Origin of the sequence: Halomonas sp. H10-9-1 (assembly GCF_040147005.1) — a bacterium.
Classification (GTDB): domain Bacteria; phylum Pseudomonadota; class Gammaproteobacteria; order Pseudomonadales; family Halomonadaceae; genus Halomonas.
Genome location: NZ_JAMSHO010000001.1, coordinates 2,927,751 through 2,947,689, shown reverse-complemented (window position 1 = coordinate 2,947,689; position 19,939 = coordinate 2,927,751). Strand labels below are relative to the sequence as shown.

The window sequence follows — 19,939 nt, the reverse complement described above, 5'->3', positions numbered from 1 at the left end:
CGCCGTCAGGCAGGCATCCTGCCCCAGGCGCCGGTCGGGCTCAAGGGCGGACAGCGGCGGACGTGGCCGCTAGAATAGGTCGATTACCACTCCATGACAGGGCGGCGGTGTCCGCTCACGACACAAACAGCGAGGTCTGACGTGATCATCAAGCCCAAGGTACGCGGTTTCATCTGCACTACTACCCACCCCGTCGGTTGCGAGAAGAACGTGCTCGAGCAGATCGAGGCGACCCGCGCGCGGGGTCTGGACAAGGCCCTGGGTGACGGGGAGTCGCGGCCGAAAAAGGTACTGGTGATCGGCGCCTCCAGCGGCTATGGCCTGGCGGCGCGGATCACCGCGGCCTTCGGTTACGGCGCCGATACCCTGGGGGTGTTCTTCGAGAAGCCCGGTAGCGAGAAGAAGCCGGGCACCGCCGGCTGGTACAACAGCGCGGCCTTCGACAAGTTTGCCAAGCAGGAAGGGCTGTACAGCAAGTCGATCAACGGCGATGCATTCTCCCATGAAGCTCGCGAGAAGGCCATCGAGCTGATCCAGCAGGACATGGGCGAGATCGACCTGGTGGTCTACTCACTGGCCTCGCCGGTGCGCAAGATGCCCGATACCGGCGAGCTCAAGCGCTCGAGCCTGAAGCCGATCGGTGAGACCTACCGCGCCACCGCCATCGACACCAACAAGGACGTGATCATCGAGGCCGAGGTGGAGCCCGCCACCGAGCAGGAGATCGAGGACACCATCACCGTGATGGGAGGCGAGGACTGGGAGCTGTGGATCGACGCCCTGGACCGCGCCGGCGTGCTGGCACCGGGCGCGCGCAGCGTTGCCTTCAGCTACATCGGCACCGAGATCACCTGGCCAATCTACTGGCATGGCGCCCTGGGCAAGGCCAAGGAGGACCTGGACCGCGCCGCCGGCGAGATCGACAAGCGCCTCTCGGCCGCCGGCGGCGGGGCCAACGTGGCGGTGCTCAAGTCGGTGGTGACCCAGGCCAGTGCGGCCATCCCGGTGATGCCGCTCTATATCGCCATGGTCTACAAGATCATGAAGGAGAAAGGGCTGCATGAGGGCACCATCGAGCAGCTCAACCGGCTGTTCGGGGAGCGGCTGTATGCTGCCGCGCCGGCCGCGACCGACGACGCCGGCCGTCTGCGCCTGGATGACTGGGAGCTGCGTGACGATGTCCAGCAGGCGTGCCAGGCGCTGTGGCCCCAGGTGACCACCGACAACCTGTTCCAGATAACCGACTATGCTGGGTACAAGCACGAGTTCCTGAAGCTGTTCGGCTTCGAACGGGACGATGTCGACTACGAGGCCGATGTGGATCCCGTGGCGGAGTTCGATGTCATAACCCTGTAAACACAGGACGCCCCACGGTGTCCTGTGGGGTACTTCCCCTGACCCGGAGGGCACCATGGATACCCGCGAGAGCCAGACTCCCGAAGAGGAACTGCAGCACCTCAAGGAGGTGAATGAGCCCGAGGACTTCGACAACCCCGAGCCCGACGAGACTCAGCCCGAGGCCCAAGAGCCTTCCCGTGGCCTGCCCTGGTTGCTGCCGCTGGCGATCGTTCTGGCCGTCGCCGTGCTCGGCTTCATGCTGCTGACCGGGATCTCCGACTAGCCACCGCCCCGCGACTAGCGCCCCGCTGAGCAGGGCTGCCGTAACGCGGGGCTTTGGCTACAATAGGGGGCCCTGTCGGTCCGAGAGCCCCCATGCCCCATTCCTCCCTTGCTGAAGCCGCGGTGTCCCGGCGACGGGTCGGCGTGGTGGTGCTGCCGGGGTTTTCGCTGCTGGCCGAGGCCTGTGCTACCGAGCCGCTGGCGGTAGCCAACCGGCTGGCCGGCGCCCCGCTCTATTCGCTGGTGACCCTGGGGCTGGACGCTCGTCCGGTCCCCAGCGGCTCCTCCCAGGTGCTCAACCCCGAGCGTGCCATTGCCGATGACGATGCCTTCGACCTGCTGCTGGTGTGCGCCCCTTGGGGCGAGGCGCCGGAGGCGGCGCTGGTGGCCTGGCTGCGTCGGCTGGCCGCCCAGGGACGAAGTCTGGCGGGAGTCGGTGGCGGTGCCGAGCTGCTGGCCAGCGCGGGCCTGCTCGACGGCTACCGCGCCACGGTGCCCTGGCCGCGCTTCGAGGCGGTGGCCGGCGCTCATCCGGGCATCCGTCTCTCTCGCCAACTGTTCGAGATCGACCGCGACCGCCTGACCTGCGGCGGTGGCACCGCGGCCATGGACATGATGATGACCCTGATCGCCAGCCACCATGGCAGCGGGCTTGCCGAGAAGGTCTCGGCCCATTTCGTGCTGGAGCGGGTACGCATGGCCGACGAGCCCCAGCCCGACGCGCCGCTGGCTGGGGCTCCCCGGAGCCTGGTCGATGCCGTGGCGCTGATGGAAGCCAATATCGAGGAGCCGCTGACGACCCATGAGTTGGCCGAGCATCTGGGGGTCTCCCGGCGCCAGCTGGAGCGACTGTTCAAGAAGCACCTTCGGGCGGTACCCAGCCGCTACTACATGAGCCTGCGCCTGCAGCGTGCCCGGCGCCTGCTGCGCGAGAGCGAGCAGCCGGCCGGCGAGATCGCCCTGCTCACCGGCTTCTCCTCGGCGGCCCACTTCTCCACCACCTATCGCAACCACTTCGGCGTGACGCCGCGCGAGGAGCGCCTGGGCTGAGCGCTCCCGGCCTCAGGAGGGGCGGGCCAGCAGCGCCCGGAACAGCGAACCCATCATTACCGGGGTGTCCTGCTCGATGACGAAGCCGCCGGCTTCGAGCAGCGGCCGGGCCTGGCGGGTGATATCGGTGGCGATGGCCGAGGTCAGGGCGTTGAGGGCTCGGCGGCCCATGCCGGCCTGCCGATCATCGGCCTGGAACTTGTCCATGATGCAGAGCTGGCCGTCGGGCTTCAGCACCCGCTGTGCCTCGGTCAAGCCGCGGGCGGGGTCGGGCATCACCGCCAGGATTAGGTGCATCACCACGACGTCGAAGTAGCCATCGGGATACACCAGCTGCGCGGCATCCATCTCCGCTGCCTGCACGTCCAGGCCCAGCGCTTCGGCGCGGCGTTCCAGGCGCCGCACCATGGCCGGTGACAGATCGGTGGCGTGCAGCTCGACGTCCCTGGGCAGGAAGGGCAGGTCGAGCCCGGTGCCGGCCCCCACCAGCAGCACGCGCATGCCGGGCTGCCAGAGCACCTGGGAGAGGGAGGTGCGCCGCGCGCGCCGAAAGGCTCGTCCGGCCACGGCGTCATAGATCGGTGCGTAGAGGCTGTAGCGGCGGCGGTTCCAACCGGTGGTGTTGAACATGCCTGGCTCCTTGCGGGGGAACGCTTCCAGCCTAGCGCAGCCTGCCGAGGCGGGGGGCTTTTTCACAAGTTGCCGTCCCATCGGTGAAAGCGTCATGCCGCTCACCTCCCTATACTCGAAGGTCGGCGCATCCAGGATGCGCCTTCCCGACTTCACAGGAGGATGTCATGAGCCAGACCCCGACCCGCGCCGACTTCGATCGCTACATGGTGCCGAACTATGCCCCCCAGCAGGGGATTCCGGTGCGCGGCGAGGGTAGCCGCCTATGGGACCAGCAGGGCCGCGAGTACATCGACTTTGCCGGCGGGATCGCCGTCAACGGCCTGGGCCACTGCCATCCGGTGCTGGTCGAGGCGCTCAAGACCCAGGCCGACCGGCTCTGGCACCTCTCCAATGTCTACACCAACGAACCGGCCCTGGCCCTGGCCCGGGCGCTGGTGGAGCGCACCTTCGCCGACAAGGTATTCCTGTGCTCCTCCGGCGGCGAGGCCAACGAGGCGGCGCTCAAGCTGGCGCGGCGTTGGGCCTTCGACCAGGGCGGCGAGCACAAGCACCGCATCGTCTCCTTCAGGCAGGCCTTCCACGGCCGCACCTTCTTCACCGTCAGCGTGGGCGGCCAGCCCAAGTACGCCCAGGGCTTCGGCCCAGTGCCCGGGGGCATCGTCCACGGCGAGTACAACAACCTCGACAGCGTGCGTGACCTGATCGACGATGACACCTGTGCGGTGATGGTGGAACCGATGCAGGGCGAGGGCGGCGTGTTGCCCGGCCAGCGAGAGTTCCTGCAGGGGCTGCGCGACCTATGCGACGCACACGATGCGCTGCTGATCTTCGACGAGGTGCAGACCGGCGTGGGCCGCACCGGTTCGCTCTATGCCTACCAGCAGTTCGGCGTGACCCCGGATATCCTGACCAGCGCCAAGGCTCTGGGGGGTGGTTTCCCGGTGGGTGCCATGCTGACTACCGACCGCGTCGCACCGGCCTTCTCCATGGGCACCCACGGCTCCACCTACGGCGGCAACCCGCTGGCCTCGGCGGTGGCCCTGGCGGCGGTGGAGTATATCGACACCCCCGAGGTGCTGGAGGGCGTCCAGCGCCGTCACGATCTCTTCCGCGAGCACCTGGAGGCGATCAATGCCCGCCACGGCGTGTTCCGGGAGATCCGCGGCATGGGCCTGCTGATCGGCGCCGAGATGAGCGAGGCGTGGCGCGAGCGTGCCAAGGACATCCTGCCGCTGGCCATCGAGGAGGGCCTGATGGTGCTGGTCGCCGGCCCCAACGTGCTGCGCATGGCACCCTCGCTGGTGATTCCCGAGGCCGATATCGCCGAGGGCATGGCGCGCCTGGAGCGCGCCGTGGCACGCCTGGTCGCCGCGTCGTGAACGGCAGGGGTGACGCTGCCATGCTCGTCGTGCGTCCCATCGCGCCGGCCGACCTGCCTGCCCTGGAGCGGCTGGCGGGCGAGGCCGTACCACGGCTCACCAACCTGCCGGCCCATCGCGACCGCCTCGAGGAGCGCATCGCCCGTTCGCGCCAGGCCTTCTCCGCGGCGGTAGAGTGTCCCGGCGACGAGCACTACACCTTCGTGCTCGAGGACCTGGCCCGCGGGGAGGTGGTGGGTACCGCCACCGTGCGTGCCCAGGCCGGCGCCCTGGACGCCTACTACACCTATCGCCAGGAGACGCTGATCCACGCCTCCCAGCAGCTCAACGTGCGTCGCGAGGTGCAGACCCTGGCGCTCTCTCACGAGGTCTCCGAGGCGAGCCTGCTGTGCGCCTACTCGCTGGCGCCGCGCTATCGCGGCACCAGCGCCGAGAGCCTGCTGCGCCGGGCGCGACTGATGCTGATCGCCCAGTATCCCGAGCGCTTCGCCGCGCTGCTGGCGATGGCCTTCCCGGGGTTCCAGGATGATGTCGGCGAGTCACCGTTCTGGAACAGCGTGGGGCGCCACTTCTTCATGCGCGACTTCGAGGAGATCAACACCCTGGCCGGCGTGCGCTCGAAGAGCTTTATCGCCGAGGTGATGCCGCAGTTCCCGCTCTACCTGCCGCTGCTCTCCCCCCAGGCGCGGGCCGCCATCGGGCGCGAGCATCCGGACCACGAGGTAGCCCTCTCGGAGATGCTGGCCGAGGGCTTCCAGCGGTCGCGTCACGTCGACATCTTCGATGCCGGCCCGGTGATCAAGGCCGAGCGCGAGCGGCTGCAGAGCTTCCGTCGCGCGGCCTGGCACCCGGTGCGCATTCGTCCGTCCCACGCCCTGCCCGATGCCGAGCCGGCCATGGTCGCCAACCAGCGGCTGGCCGACTTCCGCTGCGTGGTGGCGCGCTATGCGCTGTCGCCCACGGGCCAGCTGATGCTCTCGGAGGAGCACGCCGCGGTGCTCGGCGTGGAGGAGGGCAGGGCGGTGCTGGCCGCGCCGCTGGCCTTGCCCGGGGGCGACGACGGGAGTGCCGAGGCACATGACTGGGGCTACGACGAGGGGGAGCTGTGATGCGTATCCGACCCATCGCCGAGGGCGACCTCGAGGAGCTGCAGGCCCTGGCCCGGGAGACCGGGGTGGGCTTCACCTCGCTGCCCGACAACCGCGACTTCCTGGCCGCCAAGATCGCCGCCACCGAGGCGACCTTCCTCGAGCGCACCCCGGCGGGGCAGCGCAACTACTTCTTCGTGCTCGAGGACGAGGCCAGCGGCCACCTGGCCGGCTGCTGCGCCATCGAGGGCGAGGTGGGGCGCGAGGTGCCCTTCTACCACTATAGGCTCGGCACCCTGGCCCACTCCTCGGTGCAGCTCGACCTGCACCGCACCATCGATACCCTCTTCCTGTGCTCGGACCATACCGGCGACGCCGAGGTGGCCTCGCTGTTCCTGCGCCCGGCCTACCGCGGCGGAGACCACCGTCACCAGCGCAACGGCGCGCTGCTCTCCATGGTGCGCTGGCTGTTCATGGCCGAGTTTCGTGATCGCTTCCCCGACAAGGTGCTGGCGGAAATGCGCGGGGTGTTCAACGACGAGGGCAAGAGTCCCTTCTGGCAATGCCTGGGCAGCCACTTCTTCCCGCTGGACTTCGACGAGGCCGATCGCCTGACCGGGTTGGGTCAGAAGAGCTTCATCGGTGAGCTGATGCCCAAGTTTCCCATCTATACCCCCTTCCTCTCCGCGGCGGCTCGGGCCTGCATTGGCCAGGTGCACGAACAGACCCGCCCGGCGCTGGCCATGCTCAAGAAGGAGGGGTTGCGTTGGGAGGGCTACATCGACATCTTCGACGGCGGGCCCACCGTGGAGGCCTACATCGATGACGTGCGCGGCGTGCGCCTGTCGCGACGTGCCACTGTCGCCCTCGACCCTGCACTTGGCGAGTCGAACGAGCGTCCGCGCTGGCTGGCCGCCACCACCGAGATGGCGCACTTCCGCGCCGCCTGGGTGGGGCGCGGCCCCGATGCCGAGGGCCGCCTGTACCTGAGTCCCGCGGAGGCGGCGCGCCTGGAGGTCGAGGCGGGCGACAGCCTGCGCATTCTGGATACCGAGGAGGAAGCCTGATGAAGCCGACACACTCCCTGCTGATCGGCGGGCACTGGCGCGCCGGCGCCGGCGCACACTTCGCCAAGCATGATGGCGTCTCCGGCGAGCGCCTGTGGCAGGGGGCCGGGGCCGGCGCCGAGGACGTCGCCGCCGCGGTGGCCGCGGCCCGCGAGGCCTTCCCCGCTTGGGCACGGACCTCCTTCGCCGAGCGCCAGGCGCTGGTGGAGCGCTTCCGCGAGGTGCTGGAGTGCCATCGCGAGGCCCTGACCGCCGCCATCGCCCACGAGACCGGCAAGCCCCTGTGGGAGGCGCGCACCGAGGTGGGCGCCATGATCGGCAAGGTAGCACTCTCGCTGCGCGCCTATCAGGAGCGCACCGGAGTGCGCGAACGCGACCTGGGTGAGTCGTGCGCCGTGCTGCGCCATCGCCCCCACGGCGTGATGGCCGTGTTCGGCCCCTACAACTTTCCCGGACACTTGCCCAACGGGCACATGGTGCCGGCGCTGCTGGCCGGCAACTGCGTCGTGTTCAAGCCCAGCGAGCAGTCGCCGCTCACCGCCGACCTGACCCTGCAGTGCTGGCAGGAGGCGGGCCTGCCGGCCGGAGTGATCAACCTGGTGCAGGGCGGGGCCGAGACGGGGCAGGCGCTGGCCGCCGACCCGGGCATCGACGGCCTGCTGTTCACCGGCAGCGCCAAGGTGGGCGGCCTGCTGCACCGCCAGTTTGCTGGCCAGCCGGGCAAGATCCTGGCCCTGGAGCTGGGTGGCAACAATCCGCTAGTGGTCAAGGACGTGCCGGACCAGGATGCGGCGGTGCTTACTATCCTGCAGTCCGCCTTCCTCTCCGGCGGCCAGCGTTGCACCTGCGCACGCCGCCTGATCGTCCCCGAGGGGCAGGTGGGGGATCACCTGCTCGACGCCCTGGCGGACGCCATCTCGCGGCTGCGGGTGGCCGCGCCCTTCGCCGAGCCGGCGCCCTTCTACGGCGGGCTGGTGAGCGTGGCCGCCGCCGACAGCCTGCTCGAGGTCCAGGCGGCGCTGGAGGCCCAAGGTGGCACGGTGCTCGCGCGCATGGCGCGCCTCGAGCCGGACACCAGTCTGCTCAGCCCGGCGCTGATCGACGTCACCGGCCTCGAGGTGCCCGACGAGGAGTACTTCGGCCCGCTGCTCAAGGTGTATCGCTACCGCCACTGGGACGAGGCGATCGCGCTTGCCAACGCCACCCGCTACGGCCTCTCCGCCGGGCTGATCGGCGGCGAGCCGGACGACTGGGACGACTTCCTGCTGCGCATCCGCGCCGGTATCGTCAACTGGAACCGCCAGACCACCGGCGCCTCCGGGGATGCCCCCTTCGGTGGGGTGGGCGAGAGCGGCAACCATCGCCCCAGCGCCTACTACGCGGCGGACTACTGCGCCTACCCGGTGGCCTCCATGGAGAGCGAGGAGCTGCACCTGCCCGACCAGCTGCCGCCGGGGGTGAGCCTGTGAGCCGGCACGACGATCACGACGTCCGCGAGGTCAACTTCGACGGCCTGGTGGGGCCGACCCACAACTACGCCGGCCTGGCCCTGGGCAACGTCGCCTCCATGCGCCACGGCGGCCTCGAGGCCAACCCCCGGGAGGCCGCCCTGCAGGGGCTGGCCAAGATGAAGGCGCTGATGGACGCCGGCTACGCCCAGGGGGTGCTGCCGCCCCAGCAGCGGCCGGACCTCGGCGCCCTGCGCGCCCTTGGCTTCTCCGGCAGCGACGAGCGGGTGCTGGCGCGGGCCGCCGGTGAGGCGCCGCAGCTGCTGCGTGCGGTGTGCTCCGCCTCCAGCATGTGGACCGCCAACGCCGCCACCGTGACCCCGAGCCTCGACGCCCCGGATGGTCGGGTGCACTTCACCCCGGCCAACCTGCAGTCGAGCTTTCACCGCTTCCTGGAGCCCGGTACCACTGCCCGGGTGCTGGCAGCGATCTTCCGCGACCCGGCGCACTTTGCCCACCACCCCGTGCTGCCTGCTACGCCGGCCTTCTCCGACGAGGGGGCCGCCAACCATACCCGCCTGGCCGGCGACCACGGTGAGCCCGGGGTGCACCTCTATGTCTACGGCCGCGAGGCGTTCGGCTGGGGGACCGAGGAGCGCCCCGTACCCCGTCGCTTCCCGGCGCGTCAGACCCTGGAGGCGAGCCAGGCGGTGGCCCGCCAGCATGGGCTTGCCGAGTCGCAGGTGGTGTTCGCCCAGCAGCACCCCGAGGCCATCGATGCCGGGGTCTTCCATAACGACGTCATCAGCGTGGGCAATGGCCCGGTGCTGCTCTATCACGAGATGGCCTTCCTCGACGAGGCGGGCACCCTTGAGGCACTGCGCGAGCGCATGCGCGCCCCGCTGATTCCGGTGCGCATCCCCGGTGAGGCGGTGAGCCTCTCGGACGCCGTCGCTTCCTACCTGTTCAACTCCCAGCTGCTCTCCAATCCGGACGGCAGCATGACCCTGGTGGTGCCCGGGGAGTGCCAGGAGAACGACGCGGTGTGGCGTACCCTGCAGGACCACCTGCTGGCCGGAGCGAACCCCATCGGCGAGGTGGTGGTGAAGGATGTCAAGCAGAGCATGCGCAACGGCGGCGGCCCTGCCTGTCTGCGCCTGCGGGTGGTGCTCTCCGCTGCCGAGCGCGCCGCGCTCTCCGGTCGGGTGCTACTCGACGACGCCCTCTACGTGGAGCTCGTGGCCTGGGTGGAACGCCATTACCGCGATCGTCTCAGCCCCCAGGACCTTGCCGACCCGGCGCTGGCCAGGGAGTCGTTGACGGCCCTGGACGAGCTGAGCCATCTACTCGGCATCGGCAGCATCTATCCCTTCCAGCGGGAGGGGGCGTGACACGACAGGGGAGCCGCGAGGCGCCCAGTCAGCCACCTGCGCTGTCCTCGCCCCTGGCCGCCTACTGGCAGGCCCTGGCGCATCAGGGATTCGTCGCCGACGAGTCCCAGCGGGCCGCCGCCGAGACCCTCGAGGCCTGCTTCGATGCCGTGCACAGCGCAGCGCCGGTTGCCCAGGCTTCCGGGGTCTACCTGTGGGGGCCGGTGGGGCGCGGCAAGACCTGGCTGATGGATGCCTTTCATCAGGGCCTTCGCGTGCCCGCCCGCCGTCAGCACTTTCACCACTTCATGCGCTGGGTGCATCGTCGCCAGTTCCAGCTCGGCGGCACGCCGGACCCCTTGCTGGCCCTGGCCCGCGAGCTGGCCGCCGAGGTCCGGGTTCTCTGCCTCGACGAGCTGTTCGTCAGCGATATCGCCGATGCCATGCTGCTCGGCCGCCTGCTGACGGCGCTCTTCGAGCAGGGCGTGGTGCTGGTCTGCACCTCCAACCAGGCGCCTCGCCAGCTGTATGCCGACGGCTTCAACCGCGAACGCTTTGTGCCGGCCATCGAATCCATCGAGCGACATATGCGCGAGGTCGAGCTCGATGGCGGCCAGGACCATCGACTCCATCCCGGGCGAGCCCGGCAGCGCTACTGGGTCGCCGAGCCCGGTCAGGCGGGTGCCTTGCCGGGGCTCTTCGCGGCGCTGAGCGAGGGCCAGCAGAGCGTGGCGACGCCCGTCAGGCTGGGCCATCGCGACATTGCGGTGCGCGCGCGCAGCGAGTCGGTGGTGTGGTGCGATTACGCGGCGCTCTGCGAGCAGCCCCTGGCGGCGCTGGACTTCATCGAGCTGGTCGACCGTTTCGAGCATATCCTGCTGGAGGGGGTGCCCTGCCTGAGCGATGCCCGCCTGGCGGGTGGCATCGCCCGGGGAACCGAGGATGGGGTCAGCCGGGTCGAGGCGGGGGATCGGGAACTGCCGCCGCTTTCCCGGCGCGATGATGGCGTGAGACGCTTCATCGCGCTGGTCGACGAGTGTTACGACAGGCGCACGCCGCTATATGTAGAGGCCGAGGTGGCCATGGAGCAACTCTATCCCCATGGTTACCTGACCTTCCCCTTCCAGCGTACCCTGAGCCGCCTGCGCGAGATGCAGCTGGCCAGGTTCGGTGCAGGAAGAGGCTGACCCCTTTCGCGCAGCGCGAATTGGTCTATGCTGAGCGGCCATTCGGGGCGGACCGGCGGGAGGAGACGGACGGTGAACGTGCTGATCTACTGGTTGGACATGGCGGGGGTGATCGTCTTTGCACTGTCGGGGGTGGTGCTGGCCTGCCGCTCGCGCATGGATCCCTTCGGCATGCTGGTGCTTGCCGCGGTGACTGGCATCGGTGGCGGCACTCTGCGCGACCTGGTGCTCGGCGTGCGTCCGGTATTCTGGGTCACCGATCCCACTTACCTGTGGGTCATCCTGGCCACGGTGGGGCTCGCCATCCTGGGATTCCACTATATCCACCGGCTGTCGCGCGGTTTCCTGCCGGTGGCCGATGCCTTCGGGCTGGCGCTGTTCGTGGTGATCGGCGCTCACAAGGCGCTTCAGCTCGGTACATCCGGGCTGGTCGCGGTGTTGATGGGGATGATGACCGGCGTGGCCGGCGGCATGGTGCGCGATGTGCTGGCGCGCCGGGTGCCCATGGTGCTGCGCGAGGAGATCTATGCCACCGCGGCCATCGCCGGCGGTATCGCCTATGTCGGCCTGGATGCCCTGGGGGCCTCCGGCCCGCTGGCCATCGCCCTGTCGCTGATGACCACCCTCAGCCTGCGCCTGGCCGCCATCCACTGGCATCTGGCGCTGCCTACCTTCGCCTGGGTGGTGATCCCGAGATCCCCCAAGGCGGCGCCTCCGGTGAGCGCTGAGGGCACGACTCCGCCGCCACCGCCCGCCGCACCACCACGGCCCAAGGTGCGGGTGCGCATGATTCGCCCCGACCAGTCACGACGCCGGAAGAACCGCTCATGAGCCGATCCAATATCCCGCTGCGGCTGCTGTCATGGCTTGCCCTGTGTGTGCTGGCGCTGCAGCTCTCGGGCTGCGCCGTGCAGCCGTCCGCTGCCGTTGCCCCGGCCGCAACCCACCGGCTGGCGGCAGAGCGAATCCAGGCGACCTATGAGGCGGTGCTACCCGAACTCTCCAACGGCAAGCGCCGCCACTACGCCCAGCGCCTCTACCGGGTGACCGGCGAGGCGCGCTACCTGGCCGACAATCGAGACTACGCGGCCCGATTGGGCGAGCGTCTCGAGAGCGAGATCGCCGCGCTGGAGGTGCCGGGGCGAACAGCAGCGCTGGCGAGTGACAGTGTCGAGGGCTATCCACGGCGCACCGAGAAGCAGCGAGCCCGGGCCGAGATGTTCACTCAATGGGGCGAGATCGCCTATGCCAAGGGCCTGCTGTTCCGGCTGGTGCAGGCCCACTACCACGGCATGCTGGACGAGATGCCTGGCCATGAGCAGGCTCTGGAGTATCTCGGTGATCTGCCCTGGGCGGCGTTCCTGACCGACCCCGAGGTGCTGAGAGTCTATGCTGCCCAGGTCGCCAACCAAGTGCACTTCCTTCACCAGCTCGGGGTGATGGACCTGCGTCGAGAGGTGGAGGCTGCCTTCCGGCGTCGCTATCCACCCGACAGCCTGGCGGCCCTGTCGACCGCGGAGTACCGCAACTGGCTCTACGGGCTGACACACTTCGTCATTGCCGCCAGCCATTACTATCAACGGGAAGTGGATGCGAAGGCGTATGCCTGGGTACTCGAGTCATTCGAGGGGCAGGCCGAACGGATCATGCGCGACGCCACCGAGGATATCCAGGCGGAGGTGGCGCTGAGCTTCCTGCTGGCGGGGCGTGAGGATCACCCGCTGGTCGAGCGAGTTCGCGATGCCCTGGTCGCGGCGCTGGATCGCGAGAGCGGCATGATCCCCTCGCCTGACGGCAGTACCGACCTGGCGAAGGGGGAACATCGCAACGTGCTGGCGATCATGGTACTGGGGTGGCAAGGGCGGCTCTATCCTGGACCCTTGATGTAAGCCTCGCTATACCTTCTCTGCTTTTAATACCGTTGCCGATGGCAGGTCCAAAATCTGCTCTGCCAGATGGTCCTTGATGCAAAGATACATGGGGATAAGATCCTCATGTATCTCTTCTTCCGCACGAGAGTGATCTATGTAGTAGGCGCTTCTCTTGCCGTGCATCTCGATGGGTTCGCCGACTTTTTTGAAGTTGAAGCCTGACATTGCCAGTAGCCTGGGTAGCCTGGGCTCCATCATCGCGAAGACGTGGCGTCGGCCGGTTAGCCCTACCAGTGAATAGGTCGCTAGAAAGAGTGAAATGATGATCCAGGGGAATGTTTTCTTGTCTTGCTCAGAAAAAATATACTTTGTGCTGCTAGGGTCAAGAGTTTCATTTTTGATCGGCTTGTTTCGGAACGCTCGTGCAATAGCGAAGCGTGAGATTTCGCAGATCTCAGTCTCCGGGAGTACTGATGGGTGAAGCCACGGGTGGCTGAGGCTGCGCCCGCCATATCCTTGAAGAGGGAGCAGTTGGTCAGATGTCTTGGCGTAGGGGTCAGGCAGAACAAGGCGCAGACATCCTGCCGCCAAACCGGATGATTTATGCTCCAAGTAGCAATGTATCGAGTGCCTGTCATGGGCGTCCAGCTCGAGACTCTTTTGGCAGAATACTTCAGGCTGGTACCCGATTTCCTGACAATATACATCAAATCTAAGCCTATATACTCGCTCTTTTTCGGCTTGGGTGGCCGCCAGTTTGAGGGAGTATTTTTCCAGAAAGACCTCATGGATATCACGTCTGGATATCGCCTTGTTTTCCTTGTGGCTTGGTGTGCTCATGAGATCCCTTTGTCCTGTCTTGGTGGACTTGCGCTGATAGTGTTCAGGGGTATGCAGTTGAATGCCTCATCGACCGGCATAGGCTTGCCGAGATGAAAGCCTTGCCCGAATGCAATGCCGTAGGATCTGAGTATGGGCACAAGCGACTCCTGATCGACGAATTCCGCTATGGCCTGCTTGCCGAAACCAGTGGCAATATCGGCGATGGCCTTGACGATAACGCGGCTATTGGCATCGACCGGAAGGTGGCGGATGAAACTGCCATCGATCTTGATGTAGTCCACCGGCAATTGGCTGAGATAGTGGAAGCTGCTGAAGCCGACGCCGAAGTCATCCAGTGCTGTGCGGCAGCCCAGCTCACGCAGTGACTGCAGCACGCCACGGGCCGTCGCGAGGTCGGTGACCGCGGCGGTTTCGGTAACTTCCAGGATAAGGCTGTTCGGGGGTGCTCCGCTGCAGCTGATCTCGTCGGCGAGGTACTGTCTCAGGCCGTCATCGTGGAGCGATTGGCCCGACAGGTTGATGGCAAGACTGATGCCACTTTCGTGCAAGCGCGCGAGTACCCGCAGCGCGTGATGTATTACCCACCGATCGATCTCGAGGATCTGTCCGCTGCGTTCCGCCACCGGGATGAAGGCTCCGGGTGAGATCAGCTTGCCGGCTTCGTCCTGCATTCTGATCAGTACTTCATAGTGCCGGATATCCCGATCCTCCAGGCGCACGATGGGCTGCACCATCAGCTCGAAGCTGTCTTCCTCCAGCGCATGGTGGATGCGCTCCTCCCAGTAGACACGTTCCTGAAGTTCCCCGCGGGCATCCTCCAGCGTCGAGAGCAGGTGCCAGCGCTGGCTGCTGGAAGCCTTCGCCTTGTACATCGCCATATCGGCGCTGGCCATCAGGTCGATGGCGTTGTCACCGTGGATCGGAAAGAGTGCGATACCGATGCTGGCGCTCGCTCGGTGTCGGCGCTCTCCGACCTCGAGTACAACCGTGGCCAGGATCTGGTTGACCTGCTGGGCGATGCGGGTCGCCAGGGTCTCCCCGCCGCTGTGCACGAGCAGGGCAAATTCGTCGCCGCCCAGGCGTGCCAGTGTGCCGCGATGCCCCAGCTCCTCGCCCAGCACGCTGGCTACCTTGCGCAGCAACTGGTCGCCGGCCTGGTGGCCACTGAGTTCGTTGACGTCCTTGAACTGGTCCAGGTCGAGCAGCAGCAGGGCGCCCGATTGGCCCTGTGCGATGGCGCCGTCCAAGGCCTCCTTGAGATAGCGGCGGTTGTAGAGTCCGGTCAGGGGGTCGCGCTCGGCGAACCATGTCAGGCGTGCTTCGGCGGCCTTGCGCTCGGTGATGTCCAGGCCGACGGAGATGCGGCCATTGAGCTCTCCGGGACTCACCGGAAGTGGAGCGTGGTACCAGGCGATGGTGTGTCGTTTGCCATCGGCGGTGCTCAGCAGGCGCTCTTCCTGCTCCTTGCCGTCACTGCCGGCCAGCGACTGCCGCGGGCCGCCGAAGACATCGTCGAAGAGTCGCTTGAGCAGCAGCTTCTCGCTTACCCCCATGACCGACAGCGCATAGTCGTTGACCAGGCCGATTCGGCCATCGGCATCCTGGGTGATGATGAACACCCGGGCGGTATCGAGCAGGCTGCCGATGAAGTCGCGCTCGTGGGCCAGTTCATCCACGCGCTGGGCCAGCTGCTCCCCTCGCGACCTGACCTCTCCTTCCAGGGTTTCCAGCTGGTTGGCCAGGCGCAGGGTCGACTCTTCCAGGATATCGATCTCGTCGGCCAGCCTGAGGTCGGGGTGGGGGATGGCTGCCCGCGCGCGGTCGAATGCTCCCTGGGCCAGGCTCGGCAGGATGCCGGAGATGCGCCGCAGCCGAGCCATGGGGCTGAGCAGGATGGCCAGCAGGAGCAACTCCGCGGCTACCCAGCCGCCAAGGCCGATCGTCGCCAGGGTGCGGGTATCCTGGCGGATGGCGTGTATCTGGTCGGTGATATCATTGGTAAAGAGCACATAGCCCGTGCTGCGCCGGTCGCCATCTTCGTCCATGCGCACCGCGCTCACTTCGATATCGCGAGCCGCGTGGCGAAAGCGGTAGGGGCGCTCGGTGAGGGCGCTGAGAGTGGTCTCGCGGGACGCCTGGCGCAGGGCCGGCAGGCTCTCGCTTTGCCCGGTCAGGGCGATCAGTTGTCCATACCACTCCGGGAGCCTCCGCTGTGCGGGCAGTTCGCCGCTCTGCATTTCTCCGGTTACCAGGAGCCCTACGTCACCCTTGGCAATCTCGTGGGCCTGGCGCATGACATCGGCCAGCGAGCGAGACAGGATCACCACCCCAGTGCTTTGGCCCTCGACCAGCACGGGTACGGCGGCGTACTGCCGGCAGTCGCTGGAGCAGCGCAGGGCGGTCAGCGGTGTCTCGGTCTCGATGACCCGGCGTAGCCAATGCTGGACGGGGCGGCCGTTCTCCGCCTGTGGCGTGCCCCACTCCGCGGCAAGGCGTCCAGCGGTATCGAACAGCAGGATCTCTTCGACCCCCGACTCCAGCTGCAGGGTCGGCCACTGTGGTCCCAGACTCTCCAGCAGCGCCTCGCCGGTGCGGCGGGTGAGGGCAGTGCCGAGCCCCTGGGTGGCGGCCACCAGCGAGGCAAGCTGGCGAACCCCCTCCGCGGAGCGCTCTATGGCCAGCCGTATCTCGCCGGCCTGGCGGCTTGCGCTTTCGTTGCGGCTCTCCTCGAACTGGTGCGTGAGGTTGGCGTGGCCGATCCAGGAGAAGGCCAGCACCAGGCCCAGCACCAGCAGGCTGCTCAACGCGATGACGCGCCAGGTCAGGCTGAGGCGATAGCGGGGTGATGTGGGCTGACTCGCTGAACTCATCTCGCCGAGGCTTCCTGGTCCAATGCGCGCCTCTAGAAGCGCAGGGAGAGCTGAAAGAGCATCATGTTCCAGCGGCGCTCTGTCTCGGAGGGGTCGGGGTTGTCCTGCACGGGAAGCCACCCCGTTCCATCGACATGGTGATACTCGGCCGCCAGCATCAGTCGGTGACTTACGTTCCACTGCAGCCCAAGTGTGATGTCATCGGCGTACTGGCTGTGGGCGGGACCTGCCCCAATAGACTCGTAGGTGCTGCCTGAGCGATCATCGCGATTGTTGGTCAGGCTGTCGTAGCGCACCAGCCACTGCCAGCGATCATTGAAGCGGCGAGTATATTGTAGATACCAACTTTCACCTGTTACATCGAAATTGAGGAAGGGATTATTAAACCCTTCCAGTTTGGAGCTGCGAATTGCGTACTCCCCGGTCAGGCTCCAGTGTTCGGAGTTGTATTGAAGTGAAAGCACCCATGGGACGAACTCGAAATTACCATTGTTGAGTACTGCGTCGCGAGATTCAAACTTGGCCTTGGCACTCGCTGCGCTCAATGCTGCAACGATTCGCCCACCATCGTGTTCGTACTTGATTTGTGCGATGGCCGAGTCACGGGGTTCGAGTTTACCCGGCGCATCCTCGATCCGCATCGTCCTACGCAAGTCATCGCCAGCCTGGGCCTGGCCTATACCGACCTGGGTCCGGAATGTTCCACTGGGCAACATCTCTTCGTAATACAGGCTGACACCATCGCCCGATAAACCCAATGAACGGGTCCGGTCAAAGTAGATGGATTGTGGCAGCAGGATGCTGGGGCGTGTGAAGGCGACATCGCGGGTCTGGTTGTAGAAACCAAATGGGTTCTTGAACCGGCCTACTTGCATACCAATTGTGCGTTGCTGGTTGGACAAGAACTGGTAGTCGATGACGCCGTAATCGAGAGCGGGCTTGGCATCGTCACCATCTCCGCCAGCCCGCCGGCTGAGCACCTGGGCCGCTACCAGCAGGTTCTCGTGCGGACGCAGCGACACGTTGGCCCCGATCTCGGTGTACTTCAGGCTACCGCCGTCCTCGCTGCTGGGGCCGAAGAAGTTGTTGTCGTCGGTGATCACCAGCGCCTGGCTGAGGAAGCCGTGCATCTGCAGCGTATCCAGCACCTTCTCGCTGGCGAGCGCCTGTCCCGTTGCCAGGCTCGCCAGCGTGGCTGCCAGGGCCAGCGCTCGGCTCCTTTCAATCCATTGAAATGACTTGGATACGGTCATCCAGGTACTCCCTCTCCAGATAGCCTATTGCGCCGGGGGTGGTGGCAATACGCTCGAGCATCTCGGCCTGGTGTCTCACGCGGTCCGGCGCCTGGCCGGTACCGGAGAAGACCATGCGGTCCCATGCCAGCTGCAATTGATGGGGATAAACGGCCAGACGCTCCTTGACGAAGCGCTCGTGCACGGGGTGGTCGTTGGGCAGCACGAAGACTCGGGCGGCCTGGCCATTCGGCCAGGTGCGCTGGCGCATGGCGAAGATGGCTCGAGTGGTATCGCGCGTGAGGCGTTGAGTGGTGACGTCGGCATGGGCTACCAACAGCACGGTCTGCTCCTCGGCAACGGCATGGCCACCCCCCAGAGGCAGCAACCAGAGCAGCAGAGCGGCTCTCAGCCACGCCATGTCTCGACCTCGTGCAGAGATATACAACGAGATGACAGCGAGGCGGGTTGGGGGCGTGTCGTCATGGCGTTATCGGCTTCCCTATCCTATGTGGCGTCACGGGTACAGGCCTCGCGCCGACACGCGGCGGTGTGCTGTATCGGGCTCCTGCTCATACGCTACCTGAAGGGATGGGAATGTAAAGTTGGTGCTTCAACGGCGGTTGGCTGCCCGGCGGCGGCGCCGCCGGGCAAGTCGACTCAGCCGAAGACCTGGAACGTCCCGGCGTTGAGCCACAGGTGAGTGGCGATACTGGCGGCATAGCCGAGGGCGATCACCGGGGCCCAGCGCAGGTGGCCCATGAAGGTGTAGTTGCCGCGGGCCTGGCCCATCAATGCCACACCGGCGGCGGAGCCGATGGAGAGCAGGCTACCGCCGACACCAGCGGTGAGGGTGATCAGTAGCCAGTGGCCGTGGGACATGTCGGGCTCCATGGTCAGTACCGCGAACATTACCGGGATGTTGTCGACCACCGCGGAGATCAGGCCCAGGGCGATGTTGGCATTGGTAGCCCCCAAGCCGCTGTAGAGGGTCTCGGAAAGCATTGCCAGATAGCCCATGTAGCCCAGGCCGCCCACGCACATCACCACGCCGTAGAAGAACAGCAGCGTATCCCACTCGGCGCGTGCCACTCGGTTGAAGACATCGAAGGGCACCACGCTACCCAGCTGGGCCAGCTTCTTGTCGTCGCCGCGGCGTGCGTAGCGGGTGCGCTTCCTCTCCAGCGAGCGAGGCAGGGTGCGGCGCAGGAAGTAGCCGAAGAACTGCAGGTAGCCAAGGCCTGTCATCATGCCCAGCACCGGGGGCAGGTGCAGGAAGGTGTGGCAGGCCACGGCGGTGGCCACGGTCAGCAGGAACAGGGCGACGATGCGGCGCGCCCCGCGCTTGAGCCACACTTCCTCCTCCATGCTGTCCGGCTTGCGGTTCTTGATGAAGAAGGTCATCGCCACCGCCGGGATCAGGAAGTTGACCAGCGAAGGCAGCAGCAGGACGAAGAACTCCTGGAACTCGATCATGCCGGCCTGCCAGACCATCAGGGTGGTGATATCGCCGAAGGGGCTGAAGGCGCCGCCGGCGTTGGCCGCCACCACGATGTTGACGCAGGCGAGGTTGATGAAGCGCTTGTCGCCCTCGGCGACCTTGGTCACCACCGCACACATCAGCAGTGCGGTGGTCAGGTTGTCGGCGACGGGCGAGATCACGAAGGCCAGGCCGCCGGTGATCCAGAACAGTTGGCGGTAGGTGAAGCCCTTGCGCACCATCCAGCTGCGCAGCACATCGAAGGCGCGGCGCTCGTCAAGGGCGTTGATGTAGGTCATCGCCACCAGCAGGAAAAGCATCAGCTCGGTGAACTCGAGCAGGGTGGCGCGGAAGGCGTGCTCGGCCTCGGCAGGCATGCCGGCCTGCACGTAGACCCAGCCGATCAGTGCCCAGATGATACCGGCGGCGACCAGTACCGGCTTGGACTTGCGCATATGCAGCTTCTCCTCGCCCATGACGAGCGCATAGGCGAGGACGAAGATACTCACGGCGACAAGGCCGACCACGGAGTTGGTGAGGTTCAGCTCGCCCGTAACGGCGAAGGCCATGGGGCTGAACAGCAGGCAGACAAGCACGAGGCATCCCGACCACCAGGCAGTGTGCCTTAGCCGCAGGGTTGGGTATCCGAAGGATGGCATGGCGTTGAGTCCCGAAAACGAGGTTCGTGGGAAGGGTGAGAAAGCGCGCTTATTCTACCACTGCTAGTGCAGCGCAATATAGACGCAAAGCCTTACCACCAAAGGAGTAGTGGGGTGGTCGCGGGCTCCCCGCCTGCCCCGA

17 protein-coding genes are annotated in these 19,939 nt (G+C 66.5%); 11 read left to right on the top strand and 6 right to left on the bottom strand.

From position 1 onward, the window contains the following. Nucleotides 1-141 precede the first annotated feature (141 nt). From fabV to NFH66_RS13515, 3 genes are all read left to right on the top strand, one after another. Nucleotides 142-1,356, top strand: coding sequence for an enoyl-ACP reductase FabV (gene fabV, locus NFH66_RS13525; protein ID WP_349610738.1), 1,215 nt, complete (start codon nucleotides 142-144; stop codon nucleotides 1,354-1,356). 55 nt (nucleotides 1,357-1,411) lie between these two features. Beyond that, a complete protein-coding gene (locus NFH66_RS13520) occupies nucleotides 1,412-1,621 on the top strand; it encodes a hypothetical protein (protein ID WP_349610737.1) in 210 nt (69 codons plus the stop codon). Between the two features lie 92 nt (nucleotides 1,622-1,713). Next, nucleotides 1,714-2,670, top strand: a complete 957-nt coding sequence (locus NFH66_RS13515) for a GlxA family transcriptional regulator (protein ID WP_349610736.1) — start codon at nucleotides 1,714-1,716, stop codon at nucleotides 2,668-2,670. Nucleotides 2,671-2,682: 12 nt separating this feature from the next. On the opposite strand, the gene NFH66_RS13510 is transcribed toward NFH66_RS13515, so the two are convergent. Further along, nucleotides 2,683-3,300, bottom strand: a complete 618-nt coding sequence (locus tag NFH66_RS13510; RefSeq protein ID WP_349610735.1) for a class I SAM-dependent methyltransferase — start codon at nucleotides 3,298-3,300, stop codon at nucleotides 2,683-2,685. Nucleotides 3,301-3,467: 167 nt separating this feature from the next. Here NFH66_RS13510 and NFH66_RS13505 point away from each other — a divergent pair, with 167 nt between their 5' ends. The 8 genes from NFH66_RS13505 to NFH66_RS13470 all read left to right on the top strand — a co-directional run bounded on the left by NFH66_RS13505 (nucleotide 3,468) and on the right by NFH66_RS13470 (nucleotide 12,731). Further along, nucleotides 3,468-4,682, top strand: a complete 1,215-nt coding sequence (locus NFH66_RS13505) for an aspartate aminotransferase family protein (protein ID WP_349610734.1) — start codon at nucleotides 3,468-3,470, stop codon at nucleotides 4,680-4,682. A 20-nt stretch (nucleotides 4,683-4,702) separates the two neighbouring features. After that, complete coding sequence (locus NFH66_RS13500; protein ID WP_349610733.1) at nucleotides 4,703-5,791, top strand: arginine N-succinyltransferase; 1,089 nt, start codon at nucleotides 4,703-4,705, stop codon at nucleotides 5,789-5,791. Then, the gene (gene astA / locus NFH66_RS13495) at nucleotides 5,791-6,837 is read left to right on the top strand and encodes an arginine N-succinyltransferase (protein WP_349610732.1); all 1,047 of its coding nucleotides are present in this window, start codon (nucleotides 5,791-5,793) and stop codon (nucleotides 6,835-6,837) included. The genes NFH66_RS13500 and astA overlap by 1 nt, the downstream gene beginning before the upstream one ends. Then, complete coding sequence (gene astD / locus NFH66_RS13490) at nucleotides 6,837-8,306, top strand: succinylglutamate-semialdehyde dehydrogenase (protein WP_349610731.1); 1,470 nt, start codon at nucleotides 6,837-6,839, stop codon at nucleotides 8,304-8,306. The genes astA and astD overlap by 1 nt, the downstream gene beginning before the upstream one ends. Then, entirely contained in the window at nucleotides 8,303-9,676 is a 1,374-nt protein-coding gene (gene astB / locus NFH66_RS13485) for an N-succinylarginine dihydrolase (protein ID WP_349610730.1), read from the top strand. Before astD ends, astB begins: the two co-directional genes overlap by 4 nt. Then, nucleotides 9,673-10,842 (top strand): cell division protein ZapE, encoded by a 1,170-nt coding sequence (gene zapE, locus NFH66_RS13480; protein ID WP_349610729.1) that lies wholly within the window; start codon nucleotides 9,673-9,675, stop codon nucleotides 10,840-10,842. The genes astB and zapE overlap by 4 nt, the downstream gene beginning before the upstream one ends. Nucleotides 10,843-10,914: 72 nt before the next feature. Continuing rightward, nucleotides 10,915-11,673 carry a trimeric intracellular cation channel family protein gene (locus NFH66_RS13475; RefSeq protein WP_349610728.1) on the top strand — a complete coding sequence of 253 codons (759 nt, stop codon included), beginning with the start codon at nucleotides 10,915-10,917 and terminating at the stop codon, nucleotides 11,671-11,673. After that, a complete protein-coding gene (locus tag NFH66_RS13470) occupies nucleotides 11,670-12,731 on the top strand; it encodes a DUF3541 domain-containing protein (protein ID WP_349610727.1) in 1,062 nt (353 codons plus the stop codon). Before NFH66_RS13475 ends, NFH66_RS13470 begins: the two co-directional genes overlap by 4 nt. 6 nt (nucleotides 12,732-12,737) lie before the next feature. On the opposite strand, the gene NFH66_RS13465 is transcribed toward NFH66_RS13470, so the two are convergent. The 5 genes from NFH66_RS13465 to nhaD form a co-directional block, all read right to left on the bottom strand. Next, a complete protein-coding gene (locus NFH66_RS13465) occupies nucleotides 12,738-13,553 on the bottom strand; it encodes a PEP-CTERM/exosortase system-associated acyltransferase (protein WP_349610726.1) in 816 nt (271 codons plus the stop codon). Next, the gene (locus NFH66_RS13460) at nucleotides 13,550-16,426 is read right to left on the bottom strand and encodes a bifunctional diguanylate cyclase/phosphodiesterase (RefSeq protein ID WP_349610725.1); all 2,877 of its coding nucleotides are present in this window, start codon (nucleotides 16,424-16,426) and stop codon (nucleotides 13,550-13,552) included. Before NFH66_RS13460 ends, NFH66_RS13465 begins: the two co-directional genes overlap by 4 nt. 32 nt (nucleotides 16,427-16,458) lie before the next feature. Then, nucleotides 16,459-17,679, bottom strand: coding sequence for a TonB-dependent receptor (locus tag NFH66_RS13455; protein ID WP_349610724.1), 1,221 nt, complete (start codon nucleotides 17,677-17,679; stop codon nucleotides 16,459-16,461). Next, the gene (locus NFH66_RS13450) at nucleotides 17,648-18,079 is read right to left on the bottom strand and encodes a hypothetical protein (RefSeq protein ID WP_349610723.1); all 432 of its coding nucleotides are present in this window, start codon (nucleotides 18,077-18,079) and stop codon (nucleotides 17,648-17,650) included. The genes NFH66_RS13455 and NFH66_RS13450 overlap by 32 nt, the downstream gene beginning before the upstream one ends. Nucleotides 18,080-18,318: 239 nt before the next feature. Further along, nucleotides 18,319-19,707 (bottom strand): sodium:proton antiporter NhaD, encoded by a 1,389-nt coding sequence (nhaD, locus tag NFH66_RS13445; RefSeq protein WP_349611740.1) that lies wholly within the window; start codon nucleotides 19,705-19,707, stop codon nucleotides 18,319-18,321. Nucleotides 19,708-19,939: the final 232 nt, after the last annotated feature.

Excerpts from the sequence above, each read along its gene's own strand:
- NFH66_RS13520 (WP_349610737.1), top strand. The coding sequence starts at position 1,412 with ATGGATACCCGCGAGAGCCAGACTCCCGAAGAGGAACTGCAGCACCTC.
- astA (WP_349610732.1), top strand. The coding sequence starts at position 5,791 with ATGCGTATCCGACCCATCGCCGAGGGCGACCTCGAGGAGCTGCAGGCC.
- NFH66_RS13515 (WP_349610736.1), top strand. The coding sequence starts at position 1,714 with ATGCCCCATTCCTCCCTTGCTGAAGCCGCGGTGTCCCGGCGACGGGTC.
- NFH66_RS13470 (WP_349610727.1), top strand. The coding sequence starts at position 11,670 with ATGAGCCGATCCAATATCCCGCTGCGGCTGCTGTCATGGCTTGCCCTG.
- NFH66_RS13460 (WP_349610725.1), bottom strand. The coding sequence starts at position 16,426 with ATGAGTTCAGCGAGTCAGCCCACATCACCCCGCTATCGCCTCAGCCTG.
- NFH66_RS13450 (WP_349610723.1), bottom strand. The coding sequence starts at position 18,079 with ATGGCGTGGCTGAGAGCCGCTCTGCTGCTCTGGTTGCTGCCTCTGGGG.
- NFH66_RS13465 (WP_349610726.1), bottom strand. The coding sequence starts at position 13,553 with ATGAGCACACCAAGCCACAAGGAAAACAAGGCGATATCCAGACGTGAT.
- NFH66_RS13505 (WP_349610734.1), top strand. The coding sequence starts at position 3,468 with ATGAGCCAGACCCCGACCCGCGCCGACTTCGATCGCTACATGGTGCCG.
- nhaD (WP_349611740.1), bottom strand. The coding sequence starts at position 19,707 with ATGGCCTTCGCCGTTACGGGCGAGCTGAACCTCACCAACTCCGTGGTC.
- NFH66_RS13455 (WP_349610724.1), bottom strand. The coding sequence starts at position 17,679 with ATGACCGTATCCAAGTCATTTCAATGGATTGAAAGGAGCCGAGCGCTG.
- NFH66_RS13510 (WP_349610735.1), bottom strand. The coding sequence starts at position 3,300 with ATGTTCAACACCACCGGTTGGAACCGCCGCCGCTACAGCCTCTACGCA.
- NFH66_RS13500 (WP_349610733.1), top strand. The coding sequence starts at position 4,703 with ATGCTCGTCGTGCGTCCCATCGCGCCGGCCGACCTGCCTGCCCTGGAG.
- astD (WP_349610731.1), top strand. The coding sequence starts at position 6,837 with ATGAAGCCGACACACTCCCTGCTGATCGGCGGGCACTGGCGCGCCGGC.